The organism is Streptomyces sp. BE303, from assembly GCF_036290945.1.
Lineage (GTDB): Bacteria > Actinomycetota > Actinomycetes > Streptomycetales > Streptomycetaceae > Kitasatospora.
In genome coordinates this window covers 1-21,025 of record NZ_JAQYWZ010000887.1, presented here as the reverse complement: position 1 = coordinate 21,025, position 21,025 = coordinate 1, and the positions used below count along the sequence as shown (strand labels likewise).

Sequence of the window (21,025 nt, the reverse complement as noted above, 5' to 3'; positions counted from 1 at the left end):
CCTCGACGCCACCGGTGCGGTCCGGGACCGACCGGCGTCAGCAGGCCTTCCAGGAGGAGATCGCGTCGTTGAGCACGTTCCCTCCCAGGTCGGCGATCTGCTGACCGCTGTCCAGCCTCAGGTACCTGCCCTGGAAGTCGTTGTGCTCCCAGAAGCAGAGCCGCTGTCCGCTCGCGTTCGTGATGGACGAGATCGAGTCCTGGAAACGGGCGCCCTGGTCGAGGTTCTTGAGCGGGTCCTTCACCCAGACACCGCCGACGACGCAGTCGTCGAAGTGGGCGTTCCGGCAGACGACCACCGCGTCGCTCGTCACAGCCGCACCCCCTGCGGAGGTGCGCCCGGCTGCGGTGGCGGTCCCGGTCGCGGTGGCCGACACCGCCAGCGCCGCCGCGGCCGTGGCGAGCGCGACCAGGTACTTCGTCGAACGGCCAGTCATCTGTCCTCCTGTACTCGGCGAACCGGGGCGGTCGAGCCCCGGGGCCGCCGGGCACCTTCCGTCCCTGGCGGTCAGTCATACGACCGGGCAGCACGCCCCGTTGTGACAACGCCTTCACGCATCCCCCTTCCGAACCCACCGTCCGGGCCGCGGTGACCGTCGGCCGGGTGAAGCGGATCCGCGCCTGTTGTCCGCCCCTCCCCGGAGCGCCTACCCTGCGGGTGTGACCTCGTCCTCCTCGTCGGCGCGGGGTGCCGCGTCCACGCCCTACCTCCACGGAAGCCCGCCCGGAGCGCTCCCGGTGTTCGGCCACCTGCCCGCGCTGGTCCGGGATCCGGCACGCTTCCTGGCGCGGCTGCACCGCTACGGGGACCTCGTGGAGGTCCGACTCGGACCGAACCGGCTGGTGGCCCCCTGCCACCCGGAGCTGCTCCGGCAGGTGTACGCCGACGACCGCACCTTCGACAAGGGCGGGCCGGTCTACGGGCGGTTCCGGGAGATCCTCGGCAACGGGCTGGCGACCTGCGTCCACGCCGATCACCGGCGCCAACGACGCATGCTGCAACCGGAGTTCCGCCCCGACCGGCTGGCCGCGTACGCCGAGGTGATGACCCGGGAGGCGGAGCTGCTGGCCGGCTCCTGGCGACACGGCGACGTGGTGGACGTCTTCCCCGCCTGCTACCGCTTCACCCTGCGGGTGGTGACCCGCACCCTGCTCGGCACCGAGGCCCCGGACGTACTGTCGGACCGGCTGCAGCACGCCTTCGAGACCGCGTTCGCCGGCGCCCTGCGGCGCGTGGTGCGGCTGCCCGCGGGCCCCGGCTACCGGACGGCGGTCCGTACCCTGGAACGGACCGTCGCCGACCTGGTACGCGACCACCGGGCCCACGGCCCCGGCCGCACCGACCTGCTGGCCGGACTGCTCGCCGCCCGCGACGACGACGGCCGTCCGCTCTCCGACACCGAGGTCCACGACCAGGTCGTCGCCCTCCTGCTGGCCGGAACCGAGACCACCGCCTCCCAGCTCTCCTGGACCCTGCGGCTGCTGACGGCCCACCCCGAAGTCCTGTCCGCCGTGCAGACGGAGGTCGACGCGGCGCTGCCGGGCGGCCGGCCCGCCCGCTGGACCGACCTGCCGCACCTGCCGCGCACCGACCGGGTCCTGACCGAGGCGCTGCGGCTCTACCCGCCCGGCTGGGTCCTGCTGCGCACCTGCACCCGGGAGACCGAACTCGGCGGGCGCACCCTGCCGCGCGGCGGGCAGGTGCTGCTCAGCCCGTACGTCGCCCACCACAATCCGCGGATCTTCGCCGATCCGGACCGCTTCGACCCCGACCGCTGGCTCCCCGAGCGGGCCGCCGCCCTGCCGCGCTGGGGGTTCGCCGGCTTCGCCAACGGCCCGCGGCAGTGCCTGGGCGCCGACTACGCCCGCGCCGAGGCGGTCATCGCGCTGGCCACCGTCCTGGCCCGCTGGCGCCCGGTCCCGGCGCCCGGCCGGCGGCCCGACGACCGCCCGGTGCGGCTGACCACCGTCCTGCGCCCGCACCGCCTGCACCTGCGTGTCCTCGACCGCGAGCGGCCCGTGGCCCGGACGGGGGACCGCCGCCCGGACGCCGGACCTGCCTGACCGCGACGGACCCGTGCGCCCCGGCGCGGAAGGTCACGCTCCGTCCCGGACGGGCCGGAGTCGCCGGGCCGACCGGCGTGCCTCAGACGGCCGGTGGCCGGGTCACGGGCGTGCCGACCCGGACGAGAGCGGCCCCGGGGACGCCGAAGGTGAGGACCCGCTCCGCGTCCCGGGAGCGCTGGACGCCCTCGTCGAGGATGCCCACGAAGGCCGTCCGGGTACAGGTCCGGCGGCGGACCGACTCCACCCAGGCCGTCGTCATGGGCAGGCCCAGGTAGGCGAGTCCCCGTCCGTCCGGCCACGTCGGATCGAGCGCCCGGCCGGCCGGATCCACGCACCACGCATGGTGCACGACTCCTGCCGGCGCCGCGCGCAGCGCGAAGCCCTCGGTGTAGGTCAGCCCGGTGGCCGTCCGGGCGACGCGCCAGGCATTGCGGAACGGGCTGCCGTCGATGCTGCGCCTGGGCATCCCGGCCGGCCAGGGAGTGGGGGAGTGCAGCAGTCCCTGGGCGAGCACGACCGCCTCGGGGCAGGGAACGGCGGGCGAGACGTCGCGGCGCAGTGCGGCGACGAGGGCGGAGGCGCTGGCGGAGGACACCCGTCCAGCGTGGGTGTCGCCGCCGGGCGGCGCGACCGGGCGCTGCCCGCCTGGGTGACGGTGGGGACGGGTCCGGACGGCGGGCACCGGGCATGGCCGCTGCGGCCGAACCCGCGCAGCGGGCGGGTGGTCCCGGCCGAGACCGGCCTCCTGCGCGGGTACGGCGAGGGGCGGGGGTGCCGCCCGGCCCGGAGATGGTTCGCAGGAGGGCGGAACCGGCCGTTCGTCGGCGGGAATCGGTCGTGGCCGCCGCCCCGGCCGATCCGGCGGCCCTCGATGAAGTAGTCATGTACACGCGACTTGTGAGTGTGACTCGAACTGCGCAGACAGTGCCCGACCGCTCCTCTCGCACCGGCGGAGCGGCCCGCTGCGACAGCGCGAGGAACGGAGCTCCGACCGAGAGCGCCGTCCGACCCGGGCGGCCGTCGAGACGTGCCCCCGTGCCCGGTGGCCGACTCCGCAGGGCGGACCGCCGCGTGCGACCGAAGCACCTGCGTACCGAAGCACCGCGCTGAAGCACCTGCGTACCGAAGGACCTGCGTACCGAAGGACCGTGCTCCGTTTCCCGCGATCACCCCTGGAGTGTGCCTGTGTCATCGTCTCCGACAACCGCCGGGAGCCTGCCCTCCTGGTCCCGTACACGTGCACGACGCCGCCGGTGGACGGCGGCCACCGTCTCGGCCGCCCTGGTGGCGGGCGTGCTCCTCGGCGTGCAGGACGCCTCCGCCCGACCCCCGTCCGAGGCCCCGCACAGCCCCCGACAGCCGGCCGCGACGCAGCAACCGACCGGTGACCTGGCCTCCGCCCGGCTCACGGCCCGGTTGCAGGGGAAGCCCGTCGAGGTGCCGGCCGAACGCACCGACTCCTCCACGACCTGGGCGAACCCCGACGGCAGCGTCACCCTGGAGGTCGCGGCGGGGCCGGTCCGGATGCGCCGCCCGGACGGCGGCTGGGCGGACGTCGACGTCACCTTCGCCAAGCGCCCCGACGGCTCCGTCGCCTCGAAGGCCCACCCGCGCGGACTGGCCCTGGCGGGGGAGACGAAGGGCAGGCGGGCCGGCTCGTTCGCCGAGGCCGCCGGCGCCCCCGTCCAGGACCTCCTCAGTCTCACCGCCGGCGGTCGGAACGTCGCCATGCAGTGGCGGGGCGGGCTGCCCGCACCCCGGGTGGAAGGCGCCCGGGCCACCTATCCGGACGTGCTGCCCGGTGCGGACCTGGTCATCGACGCCACCCGCACCGGCTACGAGCAGTCCGTGATCCTCAAGAAGCGACCCGCGGGCCCGGCCGACTACACGCTGCCGCTGAAGGCGCCCGGAGTCAACGCGCGCCAGAACGACGACGGCGGCGTGACGTTCACCGAGGCCGCCACCGGACGCGAACTCGCCTCGATGCCGGCCCCGGTCATGTGGGACGCGACGGTCGACAGGAACTCCGGTGAGCACACCCACCGGGCACCGGTGGGCCTGAAGGTCGTGCAGTCCGGCGACACCATCGAACTGCGCCTCAGCCCCGACGCCGCGTTCCTCGCCGACCCGGCGACCGCGTACCCCGTGACGGTCGACCCGTCGGACACCGTGCTCTCCGACGTCTTCGACACCTGGGTCCAGCAGGGCGAGACCGTCGACGCGTCGAGCGCCACCGAACTGAAGCTCGGCTGGCCGGGCGACTGGGCGGACGCCGCGCGGACCAAACCGCGCATCGCCCGCTCCTTCATCAGCTGGGACATGGCGCCCATCAAGGACGCCCTGGTCTCCAAGGCCACCCTGTCCCTCTACAACTTCCACTCCTGGGACTGCGCGAAGCCCGTCGCCTGGGAGGTATGGGACACCAACACCGCGACGACCGGCAGCCGTTGGACCAACCAGCCGGCCTGGCTGAAGAAGTACGCGACGTCCACCGAGACCCGCGGACAGAACTGCGCCAACGGTGCCTACGTGAACGCCGACGTCACCCCCCTGCTGCAGTACTGGGCGGGCCAGACCTCGGTGGGCCGCCAGGGCCTCGGCCTGCGCGCCGCCAACGAGGCCGACACCGGGTCCTGGAAGAAGTTCTACTCCGGCAACGCCGCCGCCGGTCAGATCCCGAAGCTCTCGGTGACGTTCAACTACCGCCCCCGGACCGGCACCGACCAACAGGCCGGCCCGCCCTTCTTCGCCGACAACGGCGTCTACACCGTCAACACCCTGACCCCCGTCCTGCGCGACACCTACACGGACTCGAACAACGACCGGATCAACGGCACCTTCCAGATCGTGGACGCGGCCACCGACCAGCAGGTCGGCGAGTACCTGGTGTCCCCGTGGGGCGCCAGCGGACAGCCGCTGTCGGCCACCGTTCCTCCCGGCCTCCTCCAGGACGGCCGGACCTACCGGTTCCGCAGCAACCCGTACGACGGAACCCACTACAACCTCTCCTGGTCGCCCTGGCGCACCTTCACGGTCGACACCCGGGCACCCTCCGCGCCGGGCGCCGTGACCTCGACGGACTACCCTTCGGCCTCCTGGGTGAAGGGAGTCGGCCAGAGCGGCACGTTCACCGTCACACCCCCGCAGGGCGACCACCGCTGGCTGGAGTGGACCCTCGACGGCACCACCTGGACGCGCCTCGCCACCGACGGCACCACCACGCCGGTCGCCGTGCTCGCCACCCCGACCCGAGGCGGCACCAACACCCTTCAGGTCCGCAGCGTCGACCGGGCCGACAACCGGTCGGAACCCCTCGCGTACGAGTTCCACGTCGGCGCCGGCGGCGTCACCAGGCCGTCCGACGGCCGGCGCACCGCGGCACGGCTGCCCCTCCAGGCCGAGGCCGACGCCTCACGCTACGACGCCGTGACCTTCTCCTGGCGACGCTCGGACGCCGACGCCTGGGTACCCGTCCCGCCCGGCCACGTGAGCGCGGCCGGCACCCCGCTGACCGCCTGGCCGGTCGCCCTCAGCGCCGGCCGGAGCCCGCAGCTGGCCTGGGACGCCGCGACGACCGTCAGCCCCGACGGCACGGTGCAGCTGAAGGCCGACTTCACCGGCCCCGCCGGCGCCAGGGCCTCCAGCGACCCCCTCAAGGCGATCGTCGACCACACCGCCGACGGCGCCGCCACCGTCCCCGTCGGCCCCGGGGAGGTCAACCTCCTCACTGGCAACTACAGCCTCAGCCGCACCGACACCGCCTTCTTCGGGACGGCGATCACCCGCACCGCCTCCTCCCGCAACCCCCAGGAAGGCGGCGCCCAGGCAGGACAGGCCGCGATCTTCGGGAAGGAGTGGCTCTCCGGCACCTCCACCGGCCGGAAGGACTCCGGTTACACCGCGATCAACCGCACCTCGGCCACCTCCCTGGACGTCCTGCGGCTCGACGGCACGAGCCTGCACTTCACCGCCGACGAGGCGGCCACCGGCTGGATCGCCGAACCCGGCGCCGCGCAACTCACCCTGACCGGCTCGTTCGCCGCAGGCTTCACCCTCACGGACAGCGACGGCGGCACCGCGGACTTCGCACGCACCGACCCCGCCGCGGCCGCCTGGGCCCTCACCCGCTCGTCGACCCGCGGCCTCGACAACACGACCAGCACGATCGTCTCCCAGAACGTCACCGGACCCGACGGGCGGATCCTCACCCGGCCGCAACGGGTGATCAGCCCGACCAGCGCCGCGGCCTCGACGGCCTGCGCGGACGACCCGGCCACCCGCGGGTGCCGCGTCCTGGAATTCGTCTACGCCCCGACCACCACCGCGACCGCCACCACCCTCGGCGACGTCGCCGGACAGGTCACCGCGATCCGCCTGTGGTCCACCGAACCCGGCGCGGGCGCCGCCACCGCCGTCGACGTCAGCCGCTACGCCTACGACGGCAACGGCCGGCTGCGCCAGACCTGGGACCCGAGGATCGCCCCGGCGGTGCCGACCGCCTACGACTACGACACGGCCGGCCGCGTCACCACCCTCACCCCGCCCGGCGAACTTCCCTGGACCTTCGGCTACGGGCGCGTCGGCGGCTCCCCGGCCGCCGGGGACGGCATGCTGCTCGCCGCCTCGCGTCCGACCCTGGCCCCCGGCTCCGCCGACCAGGTCAACGGCACCGCCACCACCACCCTCGTCTACGACGTAGCGGTCACCGGCAACGGCGCACCGTACGACCTCGGCCACACCGCCACCGCCTCCTGGGGTCAGCGGGAGACGCCCACGGACGCCACCGCCGTCTTCCCGCCCGACCAGACCCCCGCCGCCAACGCCGGAACACAGCTCCCGGCGAACGGCTACGGCCGCGCCGACCTGTACTACCTGGACGCCTCCGGCCAGGAGACCGACACCGCACGGCCGGGCGGAGCCCTCACGGTCACCGAACACGACGCCTTCGGCAACACCGTCCGCCGGCTGACCGCGGCCAACCGCGCGCTGGCCCTGGGCATCACCGACCAGGACCGTTCGACCCTTGCGTCCCTCGGGATCGCCGCCCTCGGCAGCGCCGAACGCGCCGGCCTGCTCTCCACCACGACGACCTACAGCGCCGACGGCAGCCGCGAACTGGAGACCCTCGGCCCCCTCCACTACGGCACGCTGGAACGGAAACTGACGGCAGGACAGACCGTGGTCGCCGAAGCCGGAACCCAACTGCCCCTGCGGCAGCGGACGGTGAAGGAGTACGACGGCGGCCGGCCCACCGACGGCACCGCCACCGTGCGCGACCAGGTCACCCGGGAGACCAGCGGCGGACAGCCCCGCATCGACACCGCACTGCTCGCCGACGCCCGCGTCACGGCCACCGGCTACGACTGGGCCAGGGGGCTGCCCAGCACCACCGTCCAGGACCCCGACGGGGCCCGGCTCACCACCTCCACCGTGTACGACGCCCAGGGACGGGTGACCGGCGCGAGCCTGCCGGCCTCCACCGGCACCGACGCGGGCACCACCGTCACCGCGTACTACACCGGGGACGGCACCGGAGCGTGCGCCGGCCGGCCCGAGTGGGCGGACCAGGTCTGCTCGGTCGGACCGGCCGCCGACATCACCGGCGGGGGAGCCAACCCGGTCCAACTCCCCGTGAAGACGGTCGAGTACAACCGGTACGGCCAGACCACCAGCACCACCGAGACGGCCAACGGGGCCCAGCGGACCACGACCACCGGCTACGACGGGGCCGGACGCCAGACCCGGTCCGCCGTCAGCGGGCCCGGCCAGGAGGTGCCCGTCGTCACCACCGGCTACGACAGCGCCAGCGGGCGCCAGACCACCACGGCCACCACCGGCTCCGGCACCGTCACCACGGTCTTCGACCGCCTCGGCCGCCTCACCGCCTACACCGACGCCGACGGGGGCACCACCACCACCCAGTACGACAAGCTCGACCGGCCGACCCTCGTCACCGACACCGCACCGTCCACCACCACCTACACCTACGACACGGCCGTCGAACCGCGCGGCCTGGCCACGTCGGTGGGCGACTCGGTGGCCGGCACCTTCACGGCCCGCTACGACGCCGACGGCACCGTGACCGGCACCGGCCTCCCCGGCGGCTACACCATGCGCCAGCTCAAGAGCCCCACCGGGACCCTCTTCGACCGCACGTACACCCGCGACAGTGACGGCACGACCGTTCTGAGTGACGGGATCAGCACGACCGTCCACGGCCAGTGGGCCACCCACACCGCGACCTTCGGCTCCGCCTCCCAGCAGGCCTTCGGCTACGACACCGTCGGACGCCTCACCCGGACGACCTCGGCCGCCGACGGCGTCTGCACCACCAGGACCTACGCCTTCGACCGCAACACCAACCGCACCGCCCGGACCTCCGCGGGCGCCGCACCCGGCGCCGAGTGCACGCCGTCGGGCGGCACCACGGAGCAGCACGCCTACGACTCCGCCGACCGCCTGGTCGACCCCGGCTACGGCTACGACGCCTTCGGCCGCACCACGACGCAACCCGGCGCCGCCACCTCCTACTTCGCCAACGACCTCGTGCGGCAGCAGAGCACCGCCACCGACCGCCAGACCTGGACGCTGGACCCGGCACTGCGGCTGCGGGGCTGGGCCACCGAGGTCAACCCCGGCAGCGGTTGGAGCACCGCACGCACCGGGCTCAACCACTACGGATGCGCCTGCGACAACCCCACCTGGATCGTCGAGGACACCGGCACCGGCGACCTCACCCGCCAGGTGACCACGCCCGCCGGCGGCCTCGGCGCCACCACGGCCAGGACCGGCGGCGTGGTGCTCCAACTCGCGAACCTGCACGGCGACATCGTGGTCGCCCTGCCGCTCGACCCGGCGAAGCCCCCGACCGCCGTGACCTTCGACGAATACGGCAACCGCCTCCCCGGCGCCGCCCCCCTCCGGTACGGCTGGCTCGGCGGCCAGCAGCGCTCGGCCGAGACGCCCACCGGGGCCGTCCTGATGGGTGTGCGGCTCTACGCCCCGGCGCTCGGCCGGTTCCTGACCACCGACCCGATCAAGGGCGGCAACGCCACCGCCTACGACTACGTCTCCCAGGATCCGAACATCCGCTTCGACCTCGACGGACAGTGGAGCTGGGGCTGGGCCCGCAAGGCCTGGACCTGGACCAGGCCCTTCCTGATCAAGTGCGGCCGCGGGGCCTGGGCCTCCCGCAGCTACGGCTACACCTGGCAGCAGAAGGCCGCCGCCATGGCCATGGGCTGCTTCATCCACCAGATCTGACGATCGGTCACCACAGCGCTCCACCTCGACGCCCGGCCCCCGGAACCCACCCGGGGGCCGGGCGTACGGTGGACAGGGGTCAGGGTTCCCGCCGGGTGCTCAGGGTGCTCGGGGCCGGAGGGAGGCGGAGGGCTGCGATGTCCTGCTGGGCGGCGGCGGAGAGGGGGACGCCCCAGGCCCGGTAGAAGGCGGTGAGGTCCTGGGCCGCCACCTTGCTGGTGACGAGGGCGAGGTTGGCCCAGCGGTCCGTGCCCCGGGGCGGGGCGGAGCGGACCAGCTTCTGGACGCCGGGCCAGAAGTTCTCGCCGTACTGGAGTGTCAGCTGCTGCAGCATGACGAGCTTCTCGAAGGCGTCGAAGGAGTCCGCATAGGAGACTCCGCTCGTGCCGACCTTGGGCAGCGCGGAGTCGTAGACCTTCTCGGCGACCAGGCGCGAGGGCCGGCCGAACGCCTTCTCCACGGCGAGCGAGTAGATGTTGACCGAGACCTCGACCACCTCGGACGGTTCGACGGAGCGCTGCTGACGGTGGTGGCCCTGTTCGTGCCAGATGCCCCAGCCGGTGGCGGCGCCGTCGGCGATCCAGGGGGCGGAGTCGTCCTTGAATCCCATGTAGCCGTCGGTGGCGAAGGCCGCGCCGGCCCGGCGTTCCACCTCGGTGTAGTGGAACGGGAAGACACCCGGGGAGTCGGGCCCGGGGGCGGCGGTCGCGTCGGCAGCGGTGGGGGCGGCGAGGGCGGCAGCCGCGTCCTCGATGCCCCGGGCACATTCGAGGTGGCGCAGCACGGTCTCCGGTGAGTTGTAGGAGAAGCGGGCCGCGGTGTCGCGGGTGAGGGTGACGACGGTCCGTCCGGCGACGAACTCGGCGTAACGGGTGGGGCGTTCGGCGAGCTGGGTGCGCCACTCGGCCGCGGTGGTGCGGCCGAGGACGAAGACCGGGGCCGCCTGGACGTCGCCGGTCAGGGTGACGGTCGTCCGGTCGGCGGCGGTGCCGTCGAAGGCCAGGTAGACCATGCCGCCGCGGTGGTCCTGGACCTGGGTGGCCCCGGACGGTCCGGCGGTGTGGCGGCGGCCGGCGGTGAGGCCGGAGCCGACCGGCGGGCCGACGACGACCCGCAGTCGGCCGGTGCCGGCGGTGCCGGTGGCGGTGGCGGTGAGCTGCGCCCCGGGCGGCAGGTACAGGCCGGTTGGCCGGAGGTCGGAGGGCAGCTGGGCGAGGTCCTGGCGCTGCCGCTCGTCCTGGGCGGAGGGCAGCCCGGTGAGGGTGACGGTGTAGGGGCGGTCAGGCTGGGGCAGGACGAACGGGTCGAGGCCGTCGGGGCCGGTGGCGCGGGGGCAGGCCGGGGCGGTGAGCGCGGCTTCGGCGCCGGGTGCGGATTCGGCCCCCTCGGCGGAGAGCGCGGTGATGCGGTAGCGGTGAACCCCGCCGGGGCCGAGCCCGCCGTCGCGGTACTGCCGGTCGGTGGTGACGGCGATCCGGCCGCCGTCGCGGTAGACGGCGTATCCGGCGGGTGCGGGGCCGGGCGGGGCGGTCCAGCGGACGGTGGCACCGGTGGGGGATTCGGCGGTCGCGGAGGCGGCGCCGGGGGCGGCCTGGGTCCGGGCGGTTCCCGGCCGATCGGCGGCCGGGAACCGGATCCAGGTCTGATTGCCGCCGCCGTTCGCCGGGTAGAGCCCGGCGAAGCCGCTGTTCCGGTAGTGGTCGAGGGCGAGGGTCGGGTCGCCCGCCCAGCGCAGGGTTCCCGTGTCCGCGGCGTACTGCCAGCGGGACTGGTCGGTGCCGTTGCTGACGGGCCGTGCGACGACGGTGCTGGCGTACCAGCCGGGGCCGTTGCGCACGTCGAGCACCGGGTAGGGCGCGGCGGAGCTCTGCACCTGGCCCTCCGGGGTGACGGTCCACCGCTGGGTCGGCGGTGTCGGCTTCCCGGCGACCGACGCGCACGGCTCCACCGAGACCGAGCGGTCGGGAGTGACGATCGGAGCGAGCGTCAGACAGCGCCCACCGGTTCTCAGTTCGCCGGCATCTCCTGCGGCCGGGGTGACGGCGGTGTAGCCGGGGCTGAACGTCCACCGCTGGTTGCTGCCGCTTCCCGGTGTGTACAGCGTGGCCCGGTCCTCGCCGACGTTGAAGTCCAGGACGTACGGGCCGCCCTTCCACGTCAGGCTGCCGGCGGACGCGTCGTACGACCAGGCACCGGTGGCGGCGACGGCAGGGACGGGCGCGGTCGGTGCCCCCCTGGAGGGGGTGCTGCCGGGCTGGAGGCCGAGGGCGAGGTCGCCCGTGACGGCGCTGTGGAGGGTGCCCTGGGGGTCGAGTCGCCACTGCTGCCCGGCGGGGGTGGGCTCGCCGAGTTCCGAGGTGCAGGTACGCAGGCGCGTCTGGAGGGTCTGTTCGACGGTCAGGCACTGCCCGAGAACGCGCAGCTCCGACCACTGGTCGGCCGCGCGTGAGGGTGTCGCGCGCGATTGGGCCAGTGCGGTCGGGCAGGGTGCGAGGAGGGGCAGTAGGGCCAGGGAGACGGCGGTGGCGGTCAGGCCGGACGGTCTGCGGCGGTGTTCGGTCATCGGGCGGGATCACCTTCGTGGTCGGGAGCCCGGAGCGTCGGCGCGTCCCGGGTGCGCACAGGATGCGCACAGCACCGAGGCCGACCGGCTGCTACCACGAGGGCGATGACCTGCAAGATCACCCCATCGGCTGCCGTGCGGGCCGGGCCGTGGACGCGACGGGCCGGTCGTGCGCACCCCGTGTCCGGGCCTGCGCGGGATGCCCTGGGAGATCCGCCGTGACCGCCGTGACCGCCGTGACCGCGGTGACCGCCGTGACCGCGGTGACCGCCGTGACCGCGGTCACTGCCGGGAGCGCCGGACACGGGCAAGGGCCGTCGACGCTCGCGAGGAGTACGGGCCCCACCAGGCCCGACATGGTGTTCGGAGCAGCGGGCGGCCTGCCCGGCTTGCAGCGGGGCGGGCCCGGGCGGACGGTCGCCGCATGACAACTACGCGCGCACGGAGTGCCTGCCTCGCGGCCGCGGCCGCCCTCTCGCTCCTCACCCTGGCCTCGGTGGCCCCCGCCGCCCACGCCACCACGCTGCGGCTGAAGGCGTGCAACGAGGCGGGGAGCCGTCAGCCCGGCGATGCCCTGATCAACACGGGGGTTGTCGCTCAGGTCGTCGGGATCGGGGGCAGCTTCAGCGGGTCGTACCCGGGCTACACGATCACCAAGGTCGAGGCCCGCACCGTGCTCGGCACTCCGATGTGCATCGTCATCACCGACGGCGGTCCTGGCACGGACCGTGTCACCCTGACCACCCGCGAGACGGTCGGCAGCGTGTGGATCTACGGCATCCGGAAGTAGGAGACCACCGGGCGCCCGGATGCTGCGGCCCCTGGTGAGGGGTGTGCCGGGCCGGGAACGGGCGGTGGCCGGCGCCGAGTTCGACCGCGTTGCCGCTCCGGCGGGCGGACTCGCCTGGCGGGGCGGTGGCGCGCCGCCGTTGACCCGGCCCTCTGTTTCCGTACGGGGGTCGGGTCAACGGCGTTCGTCCCGAGCCTGGCGTCCGGTCGGTTGACGTGGATGATGCTGAGCCAGAACACCTCCATGGGGCGGTTCTCGCCGGTCGTGCCGATATTTCCGGCCCCGTCCGGGTAGGTCGTGCCGCCCCGCCGGCCGCGTCCCTGGAGTAGGCGCGATCGCCTCGATGGGGGAGTTCATCCCGGTGGTGCCGGCGGGACGTCTCCCCCGGTCCTGCCGCCCGGGCGGGTCGGTCAGGGCGGTGGCGGGTCGGTGGGGCCGACGAACGTCGCTGCCAGACGGGCCGCCGCCACGGTGGGCCGGTCGCGGTGCCGGGCCGACCAGGCCAGCGCCGAGTGGGTCGGCGGGAGCCCGGGGACGTCGACGAAGCGCACCCCGGCGCGTGGGTACAGCTCGCGGACGGAGGCGGGCAGGAACGCCACCCCCTCGCCTTCCGCGACGGCGTGCAGCAGGGTCTCGATGTCGGAGGCGACCGGCCCGTAGCGGACGGGGGAGCCGTCGGGCCGGGGGTCGACCGCCCAGAACCGGCGCCACGCCCGCGGTGCCTGCGGCGGGGTGGCGACCACCGGCCGGCCGGCGAGCAGGTCGAGCGGGACGGCGGGGCGGGTGGCCAGCGGGTCCCGGGCGGGCAGGCAGGCGACGCGCGGTTCGGCGGCCAGCAGGTGGACTTCGATGCCGTCCGCCGTGGGCGGGCGCAGGAACGCCACGTCGACCGAGCCCTCGATCAGGGCTGTGCCCTGGTGCGCGAAGTCGAGTGCGGTGATCTTCGTGGTGATGCCGGGGCAGTGCCGCCGCAGGGCCCGGAGGACGGCGGCGGTGTGCGGCTGGGAGGCCTGGGCGCCGGTCATGCCGACGATCAACTCCGCTCCGGCGTGTCTCAGTTGGGCCTGGGCGGCCAGTCTCAGCCGGTCGGCCGCGTCGACGGCGGCCCGGATCTCCGGGAGGAGGGCCCGGCCCGCGGCGCTGAGCGCGACCGCGCGGTTGGTGCGCTCCAGCAGTCTGACGCCGAGCCGCCGTTCGAGATCGCGGATCTGCCGGCTGAGGGCGGACTGGGTGATGAAGAGGCGGGCCGCGGTGCGGCCGAAGTGGAGTTCCGCGCTGAGGGCGAGGAAGAGCCGGAGTTGGTGGATGCTCGGCCCTGCCGGCGTACCGTCCGGTCGGGAGGTCCGCAGGGGACCCTGTGCTGCGTCCATGACAGTCAATCTATCAACGAACTATTTTTCTGCATGATCATGCGTGCTGACATGTTCGCCCGACTGTGGAAATGTCTGGACCAATCCGCCGACCGGGCCGGCCACCGCCGGCCGGGTGCGCGGGCACAGGCCCCAACCGGGCAGTTCCTACGGCGAGTTCGCGGAGTCCGTCATGTCTCGTACGCAGTCGCGTCGATCCGGCGCGCGCACCACCTTTGCCCTTCTCCTGGCCGGAGCCTGTCTCACGGCCGTCTCGGCGCCGACGGCGGCCGGGGCCGTCGGCGCCGCCGGACGGCCCGCCGGTGGGCCTCCCGTCCACGCGGAGGCCGTCACCTCCGTCCAGGTGCCGCCCGGCGTCACCGCCGGCGTCGCCGTCTACGACCGTCAGACCGGCACCTTCACCGAACAGCTCAACTCCTTCACCCAGTTCCGTTCCGCCTCGGTGGTCAAACTGCTGATCGCCCTCGACTACCTGTGGAACCGGGGACCCACCTACGACATCCCCTCCGCCGACCGCGCGCGGCTGGAGGCCATGCTGCGCAGCAGCGACGACGACGCGGCCAGCTACTACTGGCTGAACAACGGCGGCGGCGCGATCGTCGACCGGATGGTCACCCGGCTCGCGCTGACGGACACCGCCCGCCCGCCCGCGACCAGCGCGGGCGTCTGGGGCTACACCGCCGTCACGGCGGCCGACACCGTGCGGATCTACCGCTACCTGCTGGAGCAGGCCCCGGCGGCGGTGCGGGACTTCGTGCTCGGGAACCTCCACGCCTCGACCCGGTGCGGTACGGACGGCTTCGACCAGCACTTCGGGATCGCCGGATCGTTCGCGCAGCCCTGGGCGGTCAAGCAGGGCTGGTCGGGCTTCTCCTCGGGCGGCTGCACGCCGCAGCCGCCCCACCCCCCGACGGTCGCGTCCGTCGACACGCCGGACGCCGCGGGCGAGGCGGGCGGCACGGGCACGACGGGCGACGTGCGGGAGGTGCGCGAGGCGGGTGAGGCGGGCACCCTCGCGGTGGACCTCACCCGGCCGGTCCTGCACAGTACCGGCACCGTCGGCACGGGCGACCGCACCATCGTGGCCGTCTACACGTCGCACCCCGTGGGCACCACCTACGGCAAGGCCTACACCGACCTCGGCCGGCTCACCCGCTCGCTGAGCGTCCCGGGTGCCGTCCAGCCGGCCGGCACCTGGTTCGGGACCTGGGGCGAGAACGTCCGGGTCCGGCCGCAGGCCAACACCTCCCAGTCGGCGATCACCGTGCTGCCCGCCGGTGTCGAGGTGCTGGTGACGTGCCAGAAGCAGGGCGAGACGGTCTCCGTTCCGCCCTACACCAACGACTGGTGGGCGTACCTGCCGCAGTACGGCGGCTACGTGACGAACATCTACCTCCAGTCGCCCGGCAACCAATTGCCCGGCGTCGGCACCTGCTGAGCCCTACAACGGCTCGGGCGGTGGCGCGGCCCTGCACGACAACATCGCCTCGCACCAGTGGGTCAACTCCTGCTGACCGGCGCCACCGGCCCGGTCAGTCCGGGGACCCCGCCCTGAGCCCCGCCGCAGGCGCCCGCCGTAGCGCGGCCGCGGCCGCCCGCACCCCTGGCGCGGGCGGCCGTCCGGCCGCGATTCCGCGCACGGTCCCGGCGCTGCCGTCACAGCCCCATCAGTAGGTCCCGCACCGCGGCGGGCCGGGACAGGAACGGATGGTGACCGGCGTCGAGCTCGACGACGCCGCCGGCCCGGCGGGCGAACTCGCGCTGCAGGCGCGGCGGGGTGCCCCGGTCCCGGCCGCAGACGACGTACGTCGAGGGCACCTGCTGCCACGCGGCCGCCCCGACCGGCTGCCCGGTCACCCGCAGGCTCTGCCGGGCGAGGTGGTTCGCCGCCTGCGCCCGGACGTCCGGGCCGCAGTCCTGCAGGAACGTGTCCACGAGCAGCTCGGGACGGACCCCGAAGGTGCCGGCGTCGGGATCGACGTCGAGGTACGGGGCGGGACCGCCGTCCCCGAACTCCGACAGGCTCTGCCCGACCTCGGGCAGGTAGCTGGAGATCAACACCAGGTGGCGGACCGATCCGACACCCGCGGCGGCCTCCGCGGTGACGATGCCCCCGTAGCTGTGGGCGACCACGACGGTGGGTTCGTCACCGTCCAGCAGCACCTGCCGCACCGCCGCGACGTCCTCGGCCAGCCCCGGACCGCCTCCGCCCCCGGGCACGCCCGCCTCGCCGCAGCTCGGCAGCGCCGGCGCGACGCTCCGCACCCCTCGCTCCTGCAGCAGCCCGGCCGTGCGGTGCCACCACCACGACCCGTCCCGCACACATGCCCCATGCACGAACACGACCCTCATCGCTGCCTCCACGTCGGCTCCGACCTGCCCTTCGATCAACGGTGGACGCGGCCACTGTGACGCCGGGAAGCCGAAGATCGTTCACGGAACCGCGGCGCCGGAACCGGCGACCTCACCGGCCGGCGCCCCCAGGGCCGGGCACGCCGGCCCCCTCGTCCCACCCCGGCGGCCACGGGACACGCCACTGCGTCGAGTGATCACCCGGCCGCCCGCCCCGGTATGCCGCCGGACACCCCCCGCGTCCTGCCGCCCCCTCCCCGGCCGAGCGCGCGAGGCTCCCCCCGATCCAGGCCGACACCACCCTCGCCCGGGTGGCCGTCGCAGGGTCGGTACTGTGACCGGACACCCTGGTGAAAGGCGCCCTCCTCCATGGCCAACAACGCCGCCGAACCACGTGCCGCAGCCCGCAAGGCCCTGCTGCAGCTGACCGGCGTCAGCCGCTCGTACGGCGAGCGGGAGGTGCTGCACCCCGTGAGCCTGTCGCTCGCCGCCGGAGAGTGCGTGGCGCTGCTCGGGCACAACGGATCGGGCAAGTCGACCCTGCTCAGGGTCGCGGCCGGCCGCGACGTACCCAGCAAGGGCACCGTGACCTTCGACGGCATCCCGATGGACGAGAACGACCCCCGGGTCCGGGCCCGCGTGGCGGTGGTCGGCGACACCGTCGCCTGCTACCCCGACCTGACCGTCCGCGAACACCTGCTCCTGGTCGCGGTCGCGCACGGGGTCGCCGACGCGCCCGACTGGGTCTCCCAGGTCCTGGCCGACCGGATGCTCACCGAACGGGCCGACGCGCTCCCCTCGGCCCTCTCCTCCGGACAGATGCAGGCCCTGCTCCTCGCCTGCGCGCTGGTGCGCCCGCGCGATCTGCTGCTGCTGGACGAGCCCGAGCAGCGGCTCGACCCGGACGCCCGCCGACACCTCGCCGACCTCCTCAAGGCCGAACTGGCCGACGGCGTCGCCGTGTTGCTCGTCACCCACCACACCGACCTGGCCCTGGACGTGGCCGACCGGGTGCTGGTGCTGGAGGACGGCAGGATCCTCAAGCAGGGCGCTACCCGCAAGGTCCTGGCCGCGGAGTTCGCCGCCCGCACCGCCGCAGGCTCGGCAGGTGCCCGGTGACCACCGCCCACCCGGAAACCGACCCCGCCGTCGAGCCCTGGACGGACGACGACGACTGGACCGACGAGACCCTCGCCCTGCTGCGCACCCTGCGCACCCCCCACCGGCGCAACCGCGCCAAGTCGGTCGGCTTCGCCGTCTACTGCGTGGTACTCATCCTGATCATCTGGGGCGGCGTACCCAGCCTCGGACTGTTCCTCCAGGCCTCCATGGGCGCCGACTACACCGGCCACGGCAGCGACCTCCTCGCCGCCATGCCCGCCGGGATCACCGCGATCGGCCTGGCCGCCTTCCTGCTGCTGGTCCGGGACGGCCTGTGGCGCGGCCCCGTGGTGCCGCCCCGGGCGGCGGCCGACTGGCTGCTGATCCACCCCGTCCGGCCCCGTCCCGTACTCCGGCCCTGGTTCTGGCTGTCCTGCGCCGTGGCCGCGTTCCCCGCCCTGGTGGCGGCGGTCGGCGGGATGGTCGCGCTCGGGCTGACCGTGCGGGTCGGCCTGCCGGCCGCACTCGGCTGGTGCCTGCTCGGGGGACTCTGCGTGCCGCTCCTGGCCACCTGCACCGCCCTGGTGGTGGAGCGCAGCGACCGCGCCGCCCGCTGGGTACGCCGGCTCACCCCGTACCTGACACTGCTGATCATCGCCCTGGCGGCACAGAGCGCGCTGGCCGTCGCCGGTCACCCGGTGCGCTGGCTGGAACTGGTCGAACTGTGGTCGGGACCCTGGGGCTGGGCGGCGATCGCCGCCCTGGCACCGACCCCCGCCGCCGTCGCGGGCAACTGGGTGGCCGCCGCGCTCCTGCTGGTCTCGACCGCCGCCGCCCTGCTGCTCGCCGACCGGGCCGCCGCGACCGTGCCACTGGCCCGCCTGCGCGAGCGGGCCAGGACGGCCGCCGGCGTACTGGCCGCACTCCGGACCGTCGAACTGCGCAGCGCGCGGCTGGCGGTGAACAGCGCCAACGGCGCCGCCCGCCAACGCCGGCTCCGGCTGCCGCCGCCCAGCCGCGCCTGGCTGGTGGTGCCGTGGCGGGACACCCTCGCACTGCTCCGGTCCCCTGCCCGGCTGGGCCGCGCGGTGGTCCTGGTCGTACCCGCGCTGTCCTGCGCCGTCCTCGCGCACGGCGCCACGGGCGGGCTGTCCTGGCTGGCCACCGCCGTGGCGCTGGTGTTCGGCTACCTCGCCGTCGCCCAGCTGCTGGAACCGGCCCGCATCGAGACCGACGACGTCCGACGGGCCTCCTGGTCGCCGTACCCGTTCGCCGGCCTGATGCTGCGCCATGCGATCGTGCCGACACTGGCCGGGCTCCTGCTGGGGCTGGCCTGCGCCGCGGCGCTCCTGGCGGCGGGCACCGGCCCGGCGGCCTGGCTCGCACCGGCCGCCGCTCCGGCACTGGTCGCGGCGGGACTGGTGAACGCCTGCCGCGGGGTGCTGCGCAAGGACCTGATGTTCTCCCCGGCCCAGGGCGCGGGCGGCGGGACGGGCCCGCTGCTGTTCGCCGCCTGGTACGCCGCCGGGCCCGCCGTGGGCGTGGCGTTGCTGACGCCGATGTTCTCCTCGGCCCTGCGCGGCGGGACGGTCGAACAGGTCGGCAAGGCGGCCCTGATGGCGGTGGTGGTGGCCGTCCTCCTGCTGCGCTGGGCGCAGGCCAGGGCCGCGAAGATGAGCAAGGCCCGCCCGGGGGAGAGCACTCCCTAGACCCGTACGCCGCAGGTCGTTGACCTCCCGGGTCCGATCAGGGGCTCTGTCTGATCAGGCGGAGGCCGTGCTCCAGGTCGAACCCGCCCGGGACCGACGGCCGACACGGCTCCCGCTCTGCGGGGCCGAGGACCGGTCGTACCGCACCCCGATTTCCGCACCCCGATCTTCCGCACCTCGCTCTACCAGCAGGCCGGCTACGCCCCGGCCTGCTGGTAGAGCGCCACCAGGATTCCGTGCACCGGCTCGTCCTCCGAGTCCTCCTCCGTCTCGTCGACCAGCCCGGCCAGTGCCTCGGCGAGCCGTGCTGCCTTGGCCGGGCTGAGCCGGAGGTGGCGCAGTGTCAGGAGGTGGTCGGCGGGTGAGCGGTCCAACTCCTGGGCGACGGCGCCGAACAGCGCGGCCGTGCCCTCGGCCTGCGGTTCGTCGACGAGGAGCCGCCCGGCGGTCCGCCGGTAGTACTTCTCGGTGCCGCCGCGTACCCGTCGCGTTCCCGCGTCCTGGACCAGCCCTGCCTCGGACAGCACCCTCAGGTGGTGGGAGACGCTGCCCTTGTTCACTCCCAGTTGCGCGGCGAGGCGGCTGATCGTCGACGGCCGGCCGCTGAGGGCGAAGAGCAGGCGCTGGCGCAGGGGATGGGCGAGCGCGGCGTGCTGCAGGGGCGTGCTGATCCGCTGTACGTCTTCGTCCGGTTGGTGGCTCACGAGATCAAGCGTTAAGGACGGTTGACGCTTTGGCAAGTCGGCTGGTCTACTCCCTGTCATGACCTCCACCACAACGCCCACTGCGTTGGACGCCGCCACCGTTGTCGAGTCCGTCGCCGAGCTCGTCGGCGAGAACTACGTCTTCCCCGATGTCGCCCGGGAACTGGCGGCCCTGCTGCGGAGCCGCAGCGCCGAGGGATCGTACCGGATCGAATCCGCGGAGGAGTTGGCCGAAGCGGTCACCGCGGACCTGCGCTCCGTCAACGGTGACCTGCACCTGGCCCTCAAGTACCACGCCGTGCCGGTGCCGCCCGAGCAGGGCGCGGCGGCACTCGCCGCGATGCGGAGGCAGTTCGACGCCTCCCTGGGCGGTGTTCCGCGTGTGGAGCTCCTCGACGGGGGCGTCGCGGTGCTGGAGATCGCACCCCTGCTCTTCCCGCTGGACTGGGCGGCGCAGCCGCTGGCCGCGGCGCTCTCACTGGTGGCACCCGCCCGTGCCCTCATCCTCGACCTGCGCGGCAACGTCGGGGGCGATCCGAACACGGTCGCCTTCGTCTGCGGCTACCTGCTCGACGGCCGGACCAAGCTCAACACCATGGTCTCGCGGCAGGGGGAGGTGGCCGAGCAGTCCTGGACGCCCCCGTTCGTCCCGGGTGCCCGCTTCGGCGGCGACAAGCCGCTCTACGTGCTGACGAGCGGACGCACCTTCTCCGCGGGCGAGGAGCTCGCCTACGACCTGCAGCAGCTCGGGCGCGCCGAGGTGGTCGGGGAGGCCACCCGGGGCGGCGCGCACCCGCGCGAGGGCTGGACGGTGCACCCGCACCTGGAGCTCAGCGTGCCCATCGCCCGCGCGGTCAACCCGGTCTCGGGCACCAACTGGGAGGGCACCGGCGTCCGGCCCGACGTGCCGTGCGACGCCGAGGCGGCGCTCGACCGCGCGCTGACCCTGGCCGTGGCGCGCCTGATCTAGCTCCAATGCCGTGTAGATAGAGCTTGCGGATTCCTGTCACGGGTCTGGTGTGGTCAGGATGTCGATGCTGATGGTGGCTTTGTAGCTGGTCCGGTCGATGGTGCCTTTGGCGTTGTACTTGGAGATCGCGCGTTTGA

At 74.2% G+C, this 21,025-nt stretch carries 13 protein-coding genes; 7 read left to right on the top strand and 6 right to left on the bottom strand.

Annotated features, from left to right (window positions below; genetic code table 11):
* Positions 1-37: 37 nt before the first annotated feature.
* Positions 38-436, bottom strand: a complete 399-nt coding sequence (locus PUR56_RS33605; protein ID WP_329879426.1) for a peptidase inhibitor family I36 protein — start codon at positions 434-436, stop codon at positions 38-40.
* A 223-nt stretch (positions 437-659) separates the two neighbouring features.
* On the opposite strand from PUR56_RS33605, the gene PUR56_RS33600 reads away from it, so the two are divergent.
* Positions 660-2,063 carry a cytochrome P450 gene (locus PUR56_RS33600; protein ID WP_329951710.1) on the top strand — a complete coding sequence of 468 codons (1,404 nt, stop codon included), beginning with the start codon at positions 660-662 and terminating at the stop codon, positions 2,061-2,063.
* Positions 2,064-2,145: 82 nt separating this feature from the next.
* On the opposite strand, the gene PUR56_RS33595 is transcribed toward PUR56_RS33600, so the two are convergent.
* The gene (locus tag PUR56_RS33595) at positions 2,146-2,661 is read right to left on the bottom strand and encodes a hypothetical protein (RefSeq protein WP_329951709.1); all 516 of its coding nucleotides are present in this window, start codon (positions 2,659-2,661) and stop codon (positions 2,146-2,148) included.
* Between the two features lie 689 nt (positions 2,662-3,350).
* Here PUR56_RS33595 and PUR56_RS33590 point away from each other — a divergent pair.
* Entirely contained in the window at positions 3,351-9,329 is a 5,979-nt protein-coding gene (locus tag PUR56_RS33590; protein WP_329951708.1) for a DNRLRE domain-containing protein, read from the top strand.
* Between the two features lie 79 nt (positions 9,330-9,408).
* Here PUR56_RS33590 and PUR56_RS33585 read toward each other — a convergent pair whose 3' ends face one another.
* Positions 9,409-11,892 (bottom strand): M60 family metallopeptidase, encoded by a 2,484-nt coding sequence (locus tag PUR56_RS33585; protein WP_329951707.1) that lies wholly within the window; start codon positions 11,890-11,892, stop codon positions 9,409-9,411.
* Between the two features lie 424 nt (positions 11,893-12,316).
* On the opposite strand from PUR56_RS33585, the gene PUR56_RS33580 reads away from it, so the two are divergent.
* Positions 12,317-12,682 carry a hypothetical protein gene (locus tag PUR56_RS33580; protein WP_329951706.1) on the top strand — a complete coding sequence of 122 codons (366 nt, stop codon included), beginning with the start codon at positions 12,317-12,319 and terminating at the stop codon, positions 12,680-12,682.
* Positions 12,683-13,092: 410 nt separating this feature from the next.
* Here the strand turns inward: PUR56_RS33580 and PUR56_RS33575 are convergent, their stop codons facing one another.
* Positions 13,093-14,052: a LysR family transcriptional regulator gene (locus PUR56_RS33575; RefSeq protein WP_329879432.1), complete on the bottom strand. Its 960-nt coding sequence runs from the start codon at positions 14,050-14,052 to the stop codon at positions 13,093-13,095.
* 172 nt (positions 14,053-14,224) lie between these two features.
* Here PUR56_RS33575 and PUR56_RS33570 point away from each other — a divergent pair, with 172 nt between their 5' ends.
* Positions 14,225-15,490: a hypothetical protein gene (locus PUR56_RS33570; protein ID WP_329951705.1), complete on the top strand. Its 1,266-nt coding sequence runs from the start codon at positions 14,225-14,227 to the stop codon at positions 15,488-15,490.
* A gap of 218 nt (positions 15,491-15,708) precedes the next feature.
* Here the strand turns inward: PUR56_RS33570 and PUR56_RS33565 are convergent, their stop codons facing one another.
* Positions 15,709-16,404 (bottom strand): alpha/beta fold hydrolase, encoded by a 696-nt coding sequence (locus PUR56_RS33565; protein WP_329879434.1) that lies wholly within the window; start codon positions 16,402-16,404, stop codon positions 15,709-15,711.
* Positions 16,405-16,773: 369 nt separating this feature from the next.
* On the opposite strand from PUR56_RS33565, the gene PUR56_RS33560 reads away from it, so the two are divergent.
* Both PUR56_RS33560 and PUR56_RS33555 read left to right on the top strand, forming a co-directional pair.
* Positions 16,774-17,523, top strand: a complete 750-nt coding sequence (locus tag PUR56_RS33560; protein WP_329951704.1) for an ABC transporter ATP-binding protein — start codon at positions 16,774-16,776, stop codon at positions 17,521-17,523.
* The gene (locus tag PUR56_RS33555; RefSeq protein ID WP_329879436.1) at positions 17,520-19,214 is read left to right on the top strand and encodes a hypothetical protein; all 1,695 of its coding nucleotides are present in this window, start codon (positions 17,520-17,522) and stop codon (positions 19,212-19,214) included. Before PUR56_RS33560 ends, PUR56_RS33555 begins: the two co-directional genes overlap by 4 nt.
* Positions 19,215-19,411: 197 nt before the next feature.
* Here the strand turns inward: PUR56_RS33555 and PUR56_RS33550 are convergent, their stop codons facing one another.
* Positions 19,412-19,918, bottom strand: coding sequence for an ArsR/SmtB family transcription factor (locus PUR56_RS33550; protein WP_329951703.1), 507 nt, complete (start codon positions 19,916-19,918; stop codon positions 19,412-19,414).
* A gap of 58 nt (positions 19,919-19,976) precedes the next feature.
* Between PUR56_RS33550 and PUR56_RS33545 the strand changes: the two genes are divergently transcribed.
* Entirely contained in the window at positions 19,977-20,888 is a 912-nt protein-coding gene (locus tag PUR56_RS33545) for a S41 family peptidase (protein WP_329951702.1), read from the top strand.
* Positions 20,889-21,025 lie beyond the last annotated feature (137 nt).